Annotated in this window: 15 protein-coding genes; all 15 read right to left on the minus strand. The window is 64.6% G+C overall.

What is annotated here, in order from left to right; all coding sequences use genetic code 11:
• Positions 1–10: 10 nt before the first annotated feature.
• A complete protein-coding gene (gene tgt / locus AS26_RS06570; RefSeq protein WP_083516006.1) occupies positions 11–1150 on the minus strand; it encodes a tRNA guanosine(34) transglycosylase Tgt in 1140 nt (379 codons plus the stop codon).
• Positions 1128–2195, minus strand: coding sequence for a tRNA preQ1(34) S-adenosylmethionine ribosyltransferase-isomerase QueA (gene queA, locus AS26_RS06575; RefSeq protein ID WP_083516007.1), 1068 nt, complete (start codon positions 2193–2195; stop codon positions 1128–1130). The genes tgt and queA overlap by 23 nt, the downstream gene beginning before the upstream one ends.
• Before the next feature lie 123 nt (positions 2196–2318).
• Complete coding sequence (locus tag AS26_RS06580) at positions 2319–3185, minus strand: anti-sigma factor domain-containing protein (protein ID WP_062307510.1); 867 nt, start codon at positions 3183–3185, stop codon at positions 2319–2321.
• A 4-nt stretch (positions 3186–3189) separates the two neighbouring features.
• Positions 3190–3951: an RNA polymerase sigma factor SigI gene (sigI, locus tag AS26_RS06585; RefSeq protein ID WP_062307512.1), complete on the minus strand. Its 762-nt coding sequence runs from the start codon at positions 3949–3951 to the stop codon at positions 3190–3192.
• 70 nt (positions 3952–4021) lie between these two features.
• Positions 4022–5020, minus strand: coding sequence for a Holliday junction branch migration DNA helicase RuvB (gene ruvB, locus AS26_RS06590; RefSeq protein ID WP_062307515.1), 999 nt, complete (start codon positions 5018–5020; stop codon positions 4022–4024).
• Positions 5021–5043: 23 nt separating this feature from the next.
• Positions 5044–5670 carry a Holliday junction branch migration protein RuvA gene (ruvA, locus tag AS26_RS06595; RefSeq protein ID WP_062307517.1) on the minus strand — a complete coding sequence of 209 codons (627 nt, stop codon included), beginning with the start codon at positions 5668–5670 and terminating at the stop codon, positions 5044–5046.
• On the minus strand, positions 5667–6221 hold the full coding sequence (ruvC, locus tag AS26_RS06600) for a crossover junction endodeoxyribonuclease RuvC (protein ID WP_062307520.1): 555 nt from the start codon (positions 6219–6221) through the stop codon (positions 5667–5669). The genes ruvA and ruvC overlap by 4 nt, the downstream gene beginning before the upstream one ends.
• 110 nt (positions 6222–6331) lie before the next feature.
• Positions 6332–6676: a hypothetical protein gene (locus AS26_RS06605; RefSeq protein WP_062307522.1), complete on the minus strand. Its 345-nt coding sequence runs from the start codon at positions 6674–6676 to the stop codon at positions 6332–6334.
• Positions 6677–6746: 70 nt separating this feature from the next.
• Positions 6747–7493 carry a YebC/PmpR family DNA-binding transcriptional regulator gene (locus AS26_RS06610; RefSeq protein ID WP_062307524.1) on the minus strand — a complete coding sequence of 249 codons (747 nt, stop codon included), beginning with the start codon at positions 7491–7493 and terminating at the stop codon, positions 6747–6749.
• A gap of 18 nt (positions 7494–7511) precedes the next feature.
• The gene (locus AS26_RS06615; protein WP_062307526.1) at positions 7512–8363 is read right to left on the minus strand and encodes an NAD+ synthase; all 852 of its coding nucleotides are present in this window, start codon (positions 8361–8363) and stop codon (positions 7512–7514) included.
• Positions 8347–9228, minus strand: a complete 882-nt coding sequence (locus tag AS26_RS06620) for a nitrilase-related carbon-nitrogen hydrolase (RefSeq protein WP_174519924.1) — start codon at positions 9226–9228, stop codon at positions 8347–8349. The genes AS26_RS06615 and AS26_RS06620 overlap by 17 nt, the downstream gene beginning before the upstream one ends.
• 88 nt (positions 9229–9316) lie before the next feature.
• Positions 9317–10252, minus strand: coding sequence for a phosphotransferase enzyme family protein (locus tag AS26_RS06625; protein ID WP_062307528.1), 936 nt, complete (start codon positions 10250–10252; stop codon positions 9317–9319).
• Entirely contained in the window at positions 10252–11181 is a 930-nt protein-coding gene (locus tag AS26_RS06630) for a LysM peptidoglycan-binding domain-containing protein (protein WP_062307530.1), read from the minus strand. Before AS26_RS06630 ends, AS26_RS06625 begins: the two co-directional genes overlap by 1 nt.
• A gap of 54 nt (positions 11182–11235) precedes the next feature.
• On the minus strand, positions 11236–11943 hold the full coding sequence (locus AS26_RS06635) for a sporulation protein YunB (protein WP_245629652.1): 708 nt from the start codon (positions 11941–11943) through the stop codon (positions 11236–11238).
• A gap of 68 nt (positions 11944–12011) precedes the next feature.
• On the minus strand, positions 12012–13253 hold the full coding sequence (gene tyrS / locus AS26_RS06640) for a tyrosine--tRNA ligase (protein WP_062307534.1): 1242 nt from the start codon (positions 13251–13253) through the stop codon (positions 12012–12014).
• Positions 13254–13497 lie beyond the last annotated feature (244 nt).

The following is a 13497-nucleotide window of genomic DNA, read 5'->3' on the forward strand; positions in this document are numbered from 1 at the left end:
CCCTTCAACCTCACACGTCCTCTCGCTCGGATGTATAACCGTACCTGTTGTAGAATTCGCGCTTCAGCGCCAAAAACCTGTCCTCCTCGATGGACTTTCGAATTTCCCTCATCAGGTTGAGCAAAAAGTGCACGTTGTGATACGTGGTCAGACGGACGCCGAGAATCTCGTCCGCCTTCAGGAGATGCCGGATGTAGGCGCGAGAAAAGGTGCGACATACCCGGCAGGTGCAGGACGGATCGATAGGGCGAAAATCATCTCGATACCGGGCGTGTTTCATGACCACCTTGCCCGTCGACGTGAACACCGTTCCATTGCGCGCAATGCGGGTCGGTAGCACGCAGTCGAACATGTCCACGCCTCGCTCGACGCCCTCGAAGAGATCGTCCGGGCTGCCCACGCCCATCAGATACCTCGGCTTGTCCGCCGGCAAAAGCGGCGCGACATGCGAGAGGATCTCGTACATGAGCGGCTTTGGCTCGCCCACGCTCAGCCCGCCGATGGCATAGCCGGGCAGATCGAGCTCCACAAGCGCCTCCACGGCTTGCCGCCGGAGGTCCAGATGTTCTCCGCCCTGCACAATGCCGAACAGCGCCTGCTCCTCCGGGCGAGCGTGCGCCTCCTTGCACCGCTTTGCCCACGCCAGCGTCCGCCGGAGCGAGGTCTCCAAATACGATCTCGTCGCGCCATAGGGCGGGCACTCGTCGAGCTGCATGATGATGTCCGCCCCGAGCGCGTTTTCGATGGCCATGACGGTCTCGGGCGAGAAGAAACGCGGACTGCCGTCGATGTGGGAGCGAAACTGAACGCCCTCGTCGCTCAACTTCCGCAGGCTCGCAAGGCTGAACACCTGAAACCCGCCGCTATCCGTCAGAATCGCGCCCTTCCACTGCATGAACCCGTGCAGCCCACCGGCCCGGCGCACGATGTCCTCGCCCGGGCGAAGGTGAAGGTGGTACGTGTTCGCCAGGATGATGCCCGCGCCAAGTTCCTCCAGCTCCCACGGCGCCATCGTCTTCACGGTCGCTTGGGTTCCAACCGGCATGAACACAGGCGTATCAATTACGCCGTGCGGGGTGTAGAGGCGGCCCCTCCGCGCCTCCGTCTGCGAACACCGTTTGAGGAGCTCATACCTCACGGGCGCCTGCAACGTCGGCCCTCCTCTTGATGAACATCGCATCACCAAAGCTGAAGAAGCGGTACGACCGCTCCACCGCCTCGCGGTAGACGGCCTTGGCGTAATCCGTCCCCATGATGGCGCACACCAGCATGAACAGCGTCGACTTCGGAAGGTGGAAGTTGGTAATGAGGCCGTCCATGATGTGGAACTTGAAGCCTGGATAAATGAAGATGTCGGTCTCGCCCTGTTTCGCCTCCAGCACACCCGACTGCCCCGCCGCCTCCAGGGTGCGGAGCGCCGTGGTGCCGACCGCGATGACCGGCCTGCCTTCCGATTTCGCCCGGTTCACCGTCTCCGCCGTCTCCGGGCTGACTTCGTACCACTCGCTGTGCATGTGATGCTCTTCCACGTTCTCCACCTGCACCGGGCGGAACGTCCCGATCCCGACGTGCAGGGTCACGTGGCACAGCACGACGCCCTTCTCCTGAAGCTTGTGCAACAATCGCTCCGTGAAATGGAGTCCCGCCGTGGGCGCAGCGACCGATCCGACGCGTTTCGCGTATACGGTCTGGTACCGCTCTTGATCTTCCAGTTTTTCATGGATGTACGGCGGGAGGGGCATCTCGCCCAGCCGATTCGCCACGTCGATCACGGACTCATCCGTGTGGAACCGCACAAGCCGTATGCCTTCGTCCTCCTCGCCCACGACTTCCAGTTCGACGCGCCCGTCGTTCTCACCGACGAGCAGCCTGTGGCCGGTGCGAACCCGCTTCGCGGGGCGGGCGAGGCATTGCCAGGTGTTCGGTTGACCCTCGACAGGGCGCACCAGCAAAAGCTCGACGTGCCCACCCGTGTCGGGCTTTGCGGCGTGCAGGCGCGCGGGCAACACGCGCGAATCGTTCATCACCAGGACGTCGCCGGGATTCAACTCCTCGACGATGTCAGCGAAAATGCGGTGCCGAACCACGCGGTCCACCGGATCCACGACGAGCAGCCGAGACTGGTCGCGCTCTGGCAACGGTTGTTGCGCAATCAGATGTTCAGGAAGTTCGTAGTCGAAGTCCTCGACGCGCACGTGCATTCCTCCCAAAAGTTCTACGGTTCGTCAACGCGAAAAAAAGCTGCCCCGATGCCGGGACAGCCCGTTTCGTCTCATGGGTGCATAGCCTAGGGCGATGTCGTACGGGACGAACGAGCATCACCCATTATACCGAGGCTCGCCGCGGGAGTTCAAAGTCTGACTGAGCGCCGCCTCCACGATGCTCGCGACTTCGTCGTAGTTGCCGGTGTTCAATCCCTGGAGGGCCGTGTGCAGATCGTGGGCCTGTGCCACGACGGTCTGAACATTGGCCGAACTCAAATCGCTCAGGTGCACGTGGACACCCACCTCCTGCGCAAGCAGGTAGCTTGCGTACTGCGCAGGTGCGACGTGGTTCGCGAGCGCTTGATTCCAGACGCTCGGCGACAGGGCCATGCTGTACACGTGGCCCGCGCCCCGCGTGACGCCCTGAACGGCGCTCATCACGGCGCGATCGATGTCCGAGCCCGCGCTGTCCCCGTCGAGCGAAGTGGTGGCCACCACGACGCTGTCATTTCGCGGCATCTGCCCCTCGGCCGCGAGCTCAGCGACGAGGGACCGGACCGCATCTGCAAGCGGCTGACCCTTCACGCGCACGTGGGCGAGGACGGCCTGGCCCACCGCGTTGTAGGCGCTCGCCGACACCACGTGCATGTTCTGATCCACGGCGAGGCTCCACTCGGCGTTGGCGTCGACCGACACGAGCGCGTGAGGCCGCGCCCCCCACCCTGCCATGGACAAGACGCTCCCTGAAATCGCGGCGCACAGCGCGCAGGCCGCGATGGCGCCTATCGCCACCCGGCGTCTGGCCCAACCGCGCAGCCACCCCCAGGCGATTGGTTGTCCGGCGCCGACGTCGATCACGTCCCCCACCGACATCCCTGGCTTCGCCGCCACCGTCACAAAAGCTCCGTCGTCCGTGAGCAAAATGGCGCGATGGCCCTGGAGCTCCACCACGACGGCGCGACCCCGAGTTCGCACACGCATGATGTCAATCCCCTTCCGCCCTGAGAAGAAACGACTTCAACATGGGAAAGTCGCCGGACAACAAGAGAACCATGGCGAGGATGTACTTGCGCTGGCGCTCGAGCGTCTTGCGCGATACCCGCACCCGTTCCTCCACCTGGCGCAGCGGCAGCGCCTTGCGCCGGAAGACGTAGGTCACGAGTTCCGGATCAGACGCGATGGCGTGGGCGCACGACAGCGCGTTTTGACGAGCGTCCTCGTGCTTGGGCGAGAGCTCGACCAACTCCTCGAACGTTAATCCAAACTCTTCCAATCTACGAGCGTACTCTTCGATCTCATACGCCCGCATCGCGGCCTCTTCCCGGCGCTGATGCTCGGCGATGGACGACGTCACCTCGACCCAATTCGAGACGTGGTCCTCCTCGTCGGCCTGGTCGAACTCGCTCCACGGGCGAAGCCTGGCGCGATGCTGCCGCTGAGCCCGGAAGAAATCGACGAGGCGCCGCCGGATGACGGTTTCTGCAAACGTCAAAAACGACGCCGCGCGCTCATCCTGATACCGGTCGATGGCCTCGTTGAACGCCGCGAGCGACACGCTGTACTCGTCATCCGCGTGCGGATCAATATACCGCTTGGCCGTCTGCGACGCGATGCGCAGAATGAAGGGTATGTAAAGCGCGATGAGTTCGTTTCGCGCGTTCGCATTTCCGGCTTTTGCACTTTGGAGCAGTCGGGCCAACTCGTTTCGTTCGTCGAACGACCTTCCGCGAAACGGGAGAACGCCCACGCTCCCACCTCACCTCATGAATTCGTTGCGGGCCCGGCGTTTACGGGGGTACCGGCGCCGTGAGACATCTTCAGCCCGACGGCACGGCGCGCCCCAGGTGGCGGTAGGCGGAGGGCATGACGACGCGCCCACGCGGCGTCCGCTTCAAGAAGCCAATCTGGAGGAGGTACGGCTCGTACACGTCTTCGAGGGTCGACGGCTCCTCGCCCACCGCCGCCGCCAGCGTGTCGAGCCCCACGGGCCCCCCGCCGAACTTGTCCATCGCCGCCTCCAGGATCCGCTTGTCGGTGGCGTCGAGTCCCAAGGGGTCCACGTGCAGTTGCGCGAGCGCCTCGGCGGCCCTCGCCGCGTCGACCTCAGGCCAGCCCGCGACCTGCGCAATGTCGCGCACCCGCTTCAACAGCCTGTTCGCAATGCGCGGCGTTCCTCGCGCGCGCCGGGCGATCTCGGCACACCCATCCTCTGTGATGCTGAGCTGGAGAATCCGCGCGTTTCGCTTGACGATCTCGGCGAGATCGCGCGCCGGATAGTAGTCCAGATGGAGCATGACGCCGAAACGGTCGCGCAGCGGATGCGACAGAAGCCCCGCGCGCGTCGTCGCCCCGATGAGCGTGAACGGCGGGAGATCGAGCCGCACCGTGCGCGCACTAGGACCTTTGCCGATGACAATGTCGATCGCGAAGTCCTCCATCGCCGGATAGAGAACCTCTTCCACGCTCGGGGACAGGCGGTGGATCTCGTCGATAAACAGCACGTCGCCCGGCTGCAGATTCGTCAGAATGGCGGCGAGATCGCCCGCGCGCTCAATGGCGGGACCGGAGGTCACCCGGATTTGGACGCCGAGCTCGTTGGCGATGATCATCGCGAGGGACGTCTTGCCGAGTCCCGGCGGGCCGTACAACAGGACGTGATCGAGCGGTTCTCCGCGCTCTTTGGCCGCTTGGATGAAGATGCGCAGGTTCTCCACGGCGGCGCGCTGGCCGATGTAATCGTCGAGAAAACGGGGGCGAATGGTGTCAAGCTGCGCGTCCTCGCGCATCCATTCGGCAGAAATCAATCGCTCGTCCATCCGGCCACCTCCTCATCCCTCGGCTACGGTTTCGACAGCGGCTCGGTTCGCGCCTCGCGCGCGTACAGGTAGGTGAGCGCCGCCTTGATGGTCTCCTCGACGCTTTGGTGGCCTTTGCCGACCGCCGACACCGCCTCCTCCGCCTCGCGAAGGCGGTACCCGAGCGCCACGAGCGCTGACACCGCGTCCTCCTCCGCCCGGCCCTGCGGCCGGGACGCCGGACCAGGGGCGTAAAGGGCGGCGGGCGCCAAGTCGGTGACCTTCTCCCGCAACTCGACGATGAGCCGGCTCGCGAGCTTGCGGCCAATGCCGGGCAGGCGGCTCAAACCTTCGGCGTCCTCCGCCAGGATGGCCGCCACCATCTCGCTCACGCCTGTCGCGCCGATGACCTGAAGCGCCAACTTCGGCCCGATGCCGGACACCGCCACCAGACGTTCGAAGAGAGCCCGTTCCTCCACGGTCTCGAACCCGTAGAGCGCCCAGCCGTCCTCACGCACATGATGATGCGTATACAAGAATGCGGTGTCGCCGGGGTTCAGCGCGGCGTGCGTGCGATCGCACACGTGCACCCGGTAGCCCACGTCGCGCACGTCGAGATCGACATAACCCGGGCCGAGGAACGCCACGCGCCCCCTCAAAAACGCAATCACCGAAAACGCCCCCGTTCCCACACCCATCCCGTCCGCTTGCCCATAGCCAACTTCGCCTCCAGCTCGCCAATGCGGCCAGCGTGCGCGTGCGCGATAGCCACCGCCAGCGCGTCGGCGGCGTCGTCGGGCTTCGGAACGCTCGTCAAGCGCAGCAGGAGCCTCACCATCTCCTGCACTTGTCGCTTGTCCGCCCGCCCATACCCTGTGACAGCCTGCTTGACCTGCATGGGCGTGTACTCCGCCACCGCCAGGCCCGCCTCCGCGCCCGCCAAAAGCGCCACACCCCGCGCCTGGCCGACCGTGAACGCCGTCGTGACGTTGCGGCTGAAGAACAGCTCCTCCACCACCATCACCGCAGGCTGATATGTGCGACACAGTTCCGTCAGCTGTCGATACAGGTGCCGAAGTCTCTCGGGCAAAGGCGTGTCCGCGCCCGTCTCGATGCAACCGTGCGTCACATGGTGGAGCGAATCGCCTGGCCCTCGCTCAATGATGCCGAATCCCAGCCGGGCCAAGCCCGGATCCACGCCAAGGATGCGCAAGGACTCCACGTTCGCTCCTCCTCTTGTTCTCTATGGTCATTCGCCACTGACCCTCGAAACTCCTACCCATACAGATATGGAAAATAGAGAGGATGGGATGAAACCAGGCGATCGCGTCATCACACCGAGCGATCGCCCGGAATCTGCCCGCCGGGATCGCGCAGATAGACGGGCGTGAGGAAGTAGTAGCTCAGGGGAATGTCCAGCCGCCAGGCGGGCCTCGATCCCGCAAACGCCACCACGGCGTCGTCCGCCACCTGCCGCCGCTCCACCACCATCGCACCGGCATTCGTCTCGTTGACCAAGATGACGCGGCGCGCGGAATGATGGCCGCGATGATGCCCTCCAAAGTCCGTGCTCGCCGCCACGGCCTCGCGGGCATCGACACAAGCGCCCGACGCTAGCCAGGCGCAGGCGGACAAGGCCGCGGCCAGTGCGCGGAACCCACCGTTTCGCATGGCCATCTGAACCTGCCTCCTGTCTCACTGAGAAGGTTCAGAGGTTAATGTGCGCAGATGCGAGGCCCCTATGCGCTCACTCGTCGGCTTCCTCGTCGTCGTCCCCCGTGTCGAGATTGGTGTACACGGTCTGGACGTCATCCAGGGACTCGAGCGCCTCGACGAGATCGTACACCTGCTCCAACGCATCTTCCGGCAGGTCCATCTTGGTGGACGCCTCATACGTGAGGGACGCTTCCTCGTAGGGGATGCCTTTCTCCTCGAGAGACATGCGCACGGCGCGGAAGTTGTCCGGCGCCGTCTTCACCACGTACGTGCGGGATCGCTCGATCACGTCCTCGGCTCCCGCCTCAAGCGCCACCATCATCAGTTCATCCGCGTCCACCTTGTCCTTGGGGACGACAATCTCGCCGAACCGCTGAAACATCCACGCCACCGCGCCGGATTCGGCGAGGTTACCGCCGTGCTTGCGGAACAGGTGACGCACCTCCGCCGCCGTGCGGTTGCGGTTATCGGTGAGGATCTCGAGCAAGAGCGCCACCCCGTGCGGCCCGTATCCTTCGTAGAGCAACTCCTCGTAGGTGACGCCTTCGAGCTGCCCGGTCGCCTTCGCGATGGTCCGCTGAATGTTCTCCATGGGCAGGTTGTTCGCCCGCGCCCGCTCGATGGCGACGCGCAATCGGAAGTTCGTCTCCGGATTACCGCCGCCCTCGCGCGCCGCTTGGTAGATGTCCTTGGACAGCTTGGTGAACAACTGCCCGCGGATGGCGTCCTGCTTGCCCTTGCGCCGCTGAATATTGTGCCACTTCGAATGTCCCGCCATGTCCATTCACTCCAAGCATCAAGTTCCCCAATCGCGCAGATACCTGAAATCGAGGCCGATGGTCCGCCCCGACAGCTTGGCGATGATCGGCATGCGCCGCTTGTACTGGTTGCGCCGGACGCGATCGACAATGGCTCGCACCAACCGCTCCGAATAACCGCGGCCGACGATCTCGTCGGGCGACATCCGGAGGTCCACCCACTGGTACAGGATCTCGTCCGCATCGTCGTACGTGAAGCCGAGCTCTTTTTCATCCGTCTGATCCGCCCAAAGGTCCGCGCTCGGCGCCTTCTCCAAAATGCTCTTCGGCACGCCCAGGTATGCGGCCAGTTGCCGCACCTGGCACTTGTACAGGTCCCCAATGGGGTTGAGCGCGCTCGCCATGTCCCCGAACTGGGTGCCGTAGCCGAGCAAGAGCTCCGTCTTGTTGCTCGTGCCGAGCACGAGCGCGTTCATGGCGGCTGACAGGTCGTAGAGCGTGACCATCCGCTCGCGCGCCATTCGATTGCCCCGCCGAAGCGCGCTCGCCTCGCAGCCGAGGACCCGGTTCACCTGCTCGAAGTACGCGTCCACGGGCGCGGTGATGTCAATCACCGTGTGCGGAATGCCGAGCGCCTCCACGACCTTGAGCGCGTCCTCGAGGCTCTTCGGGTGGCTCGTCCGATAGGGCATGAGCACCGCGTGCACGCGATCCCGCCCGAGCGCTTCCGCCGCCAGAAACGCCGTCAGCGCGGAATCAATGCCGCCCGACAGGCCAAACACGGCCTTCTGGAAGCCCACCTTCGTGACCTCGTCGCGCAGAAACCCCGTCAGCACCGAGGTGACAAGCGATGGATTCAACGCAAGCTTCGCCTCAATCTCCGGCCTCATCGGTCGACCTCCTGCGCACAGCCTCCTCGATCTCGGCGAGCACGAGGCGAACGCGCTCGTCGCGCATGAGCGGCGTGGTGTAGCGCGCCCGCCGCACGTCTCGAAAGTCAAGATCGGCCACGATCATCGCGCTTTCCGACGCGGGTCCCTCGGCAACCCATTCGCCGTTCGGGCCCATCACGCCGCTGCCTCCGTAAAAATGCACCCCGTCCTCGTACCCCACGCGGTTGGCAAACACGAAAAAGCAGCCGCACAGCTGCGCGTACATCTGCAGCAACTGGCGCCAGAAGGCGTGCGAACCGAACTCGGAAGCTGCCATCGTGTTGCGCCACGGGCTCGACGCCGGGACGTAGATCACGGACGCGCCTTGCACCGCAAGCAGGTACGGGCTCGACAGGTGCCACGCATCTTCGCAGATCAAGATGCCAGCTTGTCCCCCTCGCGCGGAGAAGGTGCGGACGCGATCGCCCGGCGCAAAATAGCGGCGTTCGTCGAACATGCCGTACGTCGGAAGGTACACCTTTCGGTGCCGGTGCACGAGGCGGCCGCCGGACGCATACGCCGCCGTCACAAAGAAGCGACAGTCGTCCGTCTCCTCGACGAAGGAAAACAGGACATCGAGGTCCCGGCTCGCCTGAATCATACGCTGAATGTCGGGATGACGCACGTGGCGCGCCACCTCGAGCGTCAGATCCTGCGTCTGATAACCCGTGAGCCCGAGCTCAGGAAACACGAGCACCTGCGCGTTGGCCCGTTTGGCCTCGTCCACGTAATCGAGGTGCCGGCTCAAATTCGCGGACACGTCGCCCAGTTTAGGCGCAAACTGCGCGATGGCGACGCGGAACGCCGACCAACCCACGTCCATTCCCCCACCCGTCGACTTGGTACCCAAACAGTATACATGGTGCACCGAACAAACGGAAGAAAGCGCCTGGCGGCAGCCCGAATGCCCATCAGGTCTCGAGCTCGCGCAGCCAGGCGTCGTGGACGCGAGCGCGGTCCTCCTCGCATCGGAGCGCGTAGCGGAGCCGCCACGTCCTGCGCTCGGGATCCCCCGCGCGAAACGCCTCCGCGAGCGCGCGCAGCGCGATGTCGGGCCACGTCCCGAGCCTCGCCAGCGACAGGAGTTCGTCGTCGTCCAGTTCCGCCGCCTGCGCGTACGCGAGCCAGAGCCGTCGATACGCGCTCGGACTGAGCGGCACCAGATACGCGACGTGGCTCACCCACTGGATCGGATCGGAAAACGGGTCGTCGTAACCGGCGTGATCGAAGTCGATGAACATGACGCTTCCGCCGGGGCCGACGAGCACGTTGTGGGGGGCGAGATCGCGATGGCAGAAAGCAAGCGGGCGCGCCTCCTCGTAGGATGCGTAGACGGCGCGGGCGCGTGTGGCGATGCGTTGAAGCGACTCGGCCACGTCGGCCTCCACCGGCATGGCGCTGAGCCTTTCGAGGAGTTGGAGCTTCGCTCGCCACTTGTCGCGCAGCGTGGCCGTTTGTAAGGCACGGGGCGCCCCGATGGGCGCGGCGCGCTGGGCTCGCGCCAGCGCTCGCGTGACGGCAAGGCGCTCCAATTCGTCGCTCGCGTCGACGTGCCGGCCTTCGAGCCAAGGCTGAAGATAATACCAGGCGCCGCGCCCGTCCGAGACGCGCATGGTTCCGCGCAACGTCTCGAGGGGCCTGGCGGCTGAAACGCCCTGGCGCGGATAGTGGCCAAGGACGTCGGCGAGCGCTCGCAGCCGTTCCTCGCTGTCCTTCGGACGCGCCCGCTTCAAGATGTACCTTGACGCGCCCGCGACAACGCCCCAGACCGTGCGCTTGTGCACGATGGCGTCGGCCTCGATGCCGTACGCGCTGCGGACGAGATCGGCCACTTCTCCGGCGTCCATCACCCATCGTTCCCCACGTGCACGACGAAGGGTTTGGACCAGCCCTCTTCGTCGGTCTCGGGCAGCATCGGCTCCGCGCGCCGGAACGGCTGATGCATGTGCGGTCCGCCGTCGAACGCGGGACCCACGAGCGCGTCCTCCCCGGGCATCTCGCCCGCGCCAGCCTGACCTTCGTCCGACGGCGCCTCTGCTTCTTGTGGTGGGTTCCAGGGTTCGACACCTTCGCTCGGCATCCCTTTCGGCGGCTGCTGCATGTGCGATCCGCCGTCGAACGCGGGACCCACGAGCGCGTCCTCCTCGGGCATCTCGCCCGCGCCAGCCTGACCTTCGTCCGACGGCGCCTCTGCTTCTTGCGGCTTCCAGGGTTCGACGACTTCGCTCGGCGTCACTTCCGGCGGCTTCTGCAAGTGCCCCTGGTGACCCTGGCCGCCGAAGAGGACGTGGGGCGCATGTTGCGCGGGCATTCCGTCGGATGGCCCGGGGACGGGAGCGTTCATCCAGGCGCCCGGGGCCGCCTCGGGCGTGCCCGTCGGCAGGACAGGCTGGTTGCCGAGCGGCACATACACGACTAGTCCGGGCGTCAGATCGCGGGAGGCGATGGCCGGGTTGAGATGCTCGAGGTCTTCCACAGAGACGTGGTAGCGATCCGCAATGGTGGCCCAGGTCTCGCCGGGCTGCACCGTGTGCGGCCACACGTAGCCAAAATACGGTTTACTCACGGGCTGATGCGACTTGGGCTGCGCTTTTTTCGGCTTGGGCTTCGACGAGGTCCCTTTGCCGAGTTCCGGAATGACGATGGTCATGCCCGGCGTCAGGTCGCTGGCGCTCTTGATCTGCGGATTGGCGGCCAGAATCAGCGGCAGGCGCACGCCCGTCTTTCGGCTGATCTGATACAGCGACTCCCCTGGTTTGACCACGTACTTCTTCATCTTGGCTCTAACCTCCTAGGCTTTCGCGGAAGCTAGAGCAGTATATGCAGAAGCCTACGAGGTGGCACTCACGCCGCCGGGATAGACCACATTCGGCACAGGGCCACTCATGATGACGTACACGACGGGCGATCTCGCCGTGACGTGCACGGGCGATCGGACGAGCGGCGTGATGGTCATGACGTCCGCGGTGAGCTCGAGGTAGACGATGTGCACGACTTGATTCACGCCTTTCGAGGCTACGTCCGCATCGAGGCGCGCGTGAACGGCGCCAACGAGGGAAAAGGACACCGGAACCGTCGCGGTATATCCCGCGATAATGGAGCCCGACAGCGCCTGCAGAACGGGCAACGCGAGGGTTTGTCTGCGAAGGGTTTGAAGGCGGATTTCGCTTGCGTGGATGGCTTCCGTCTGAAGTTTGGCGAGTTTCGCCATGTCGAGCGTGACGATGGACAACGCCTGGCCGCTCGCCCCGCGTTCGACGCGAACGCTGACCAGATCTCTCCCGTCCGGATAGGACGAGAGCACCTCGCCCATCGCCTCGTTCAGCGCTTCCGTCGCGACGCGCGCGGCGAGCGTCGCCGACGCCGTGCGAACCATCGGCGCGAGCCTCCATTCGAGCCAACCCGCAGAAAGGACGAGGATCCCCAAACACCCAAGGACCAAACCGAACCATCTGCGCCCGGATCGCCGACGCCCCGGCGCGCGTGCCAGACGTGGGCGCACCGCGCGCCCAGGGCGAGGCACGAACCATCTCGGCACCGCCCTCACCCCCTCGTCCATACGTACGCGAGCGTGAGGCGGCGAATGCCTCGCGGCGCGGAAATCCGTCATTCCACGCGCAGCCGGACAAACTGCCGCTTGCCCCGCTGGAGGACGTCGCCGTCCTGTGGGCGGTACTGAGCATCGATGTCGGTCACTTTCTCTCCGTTCAGGCGCACGGCGCCCTCCTGGATGGCGCGGCGAGCGTCGCTGTTCGACTGGGCAAGGCCAAGCTCCACCAGCCACTTCACAATCCACTGCGCCTCGCCCGACACCCGCCGCTCGGGAATGTCGTCTGGCACGCCGCCCTTTTGAAAGACGGTCCGCCAGTGTTCAACCGCTTCGCGCCGCGCATCCGGGCCAAGAAAGCGCTCGACGAGTTCTTCGGCGAGCTGCATCTTGGCGTCGCGCGGATTCATCCGCCCGGCCTCGACTTCCCTGCGCATCGCCTCAATTTCCTCCTGAGGCCGGAGCGACAACAGCTCGTAATACTTAAACAGCAAGCTGTCCGGCACGGACATGAGCTTGCCGAACATGTTGTTGGGCTCCTCGTTCACGCCAATGTAGTTGCCAAGGCTCTTCGACATCTTGTGGACGCCGTCCAGCCCCTCCAACAAAGGCAACATGATGGCCACCTGCATGGGTTGGCCGAACTCGCGCTGAAGGTGACGGCCCATCAACAGGTTGAACTTCTGGTCCGTTCCCCCCAGTTCCACGTCCGCGCGCAGATGGACCGAGTCGTACGCCTGCATGAGCGGGTAGAAAAATTCATGGATGTGGATCGGGCGATTGTCCTGAAAACGCTTTTGAAAGTCCTCCCGCTCGAGCATGCGGGCCACGGTGATGGTCGAGGCGAGGCGGATGACCTGCGCAAAATCGAGCGGCGCGAGCCAATCCCCGTTGTAGACGACCTGCGTCTTTTCCGGATGGAGGATCTTGTACAACTGCGCCACATACGTCTTCGCATTCTCGGCCACTTCTTCCGCCGAAAGCTGCTTGCGCGTCTCCGCCTTGTCGGTCGGATCGCCAATCTGGCCCGTGAAACTCCCGATGACGAGGAAGACCTGGTGCCCGAGATCCTGAAACTGGCGCAACTTGTGCAGCACCACGGTGTGGCCTAGGTGAATGTCAGACGACGTCGGATCAATGCCGAGCTTCACGCGCAGCGGTTTGCCGGTCCGCACGGACTGCGCGAGCTTCTCCACCAACTCGTCCTCCGGGACAATCTCGGCCGTCCCGCGCCGAATGATGGCCAGTTGGCGTGCCACTTCCGCCTCCTGGTCCGGAGTCAACACGGTCTTCACTGCCACCTGATTCGCTCCTCCTGCGTCCGTTCGATAAGGTGTCCCGTCTCGGCCCTGAAGTGCCGACACTCGGTGTCCCCACAATAGCATATCGACGCCCGTTTTTCACCGGCCTCGCGCCACGCCACCTGGTATGGTGCGGCTTCCAACGCCGCATGCTAGCGATAAGGGGCTCGGGGCTTGAGACCTGTTCGAAGCGCGAAAAACGTACCCTCATGTCCAAATTTGTCGTGTGGTATAATCGTGCCAC

This window comes from Alicyclobacillus sendaiensis NBRC 100866, assembly GCF_001552675.1.
Taxonomy (GTDB): Bacteria; Bacillota; Bacilli; order Alicyclobacillales; family Alicyclobacillaceae; genus Alicyclobacillus; species Alicyclobacillus sendaiensis.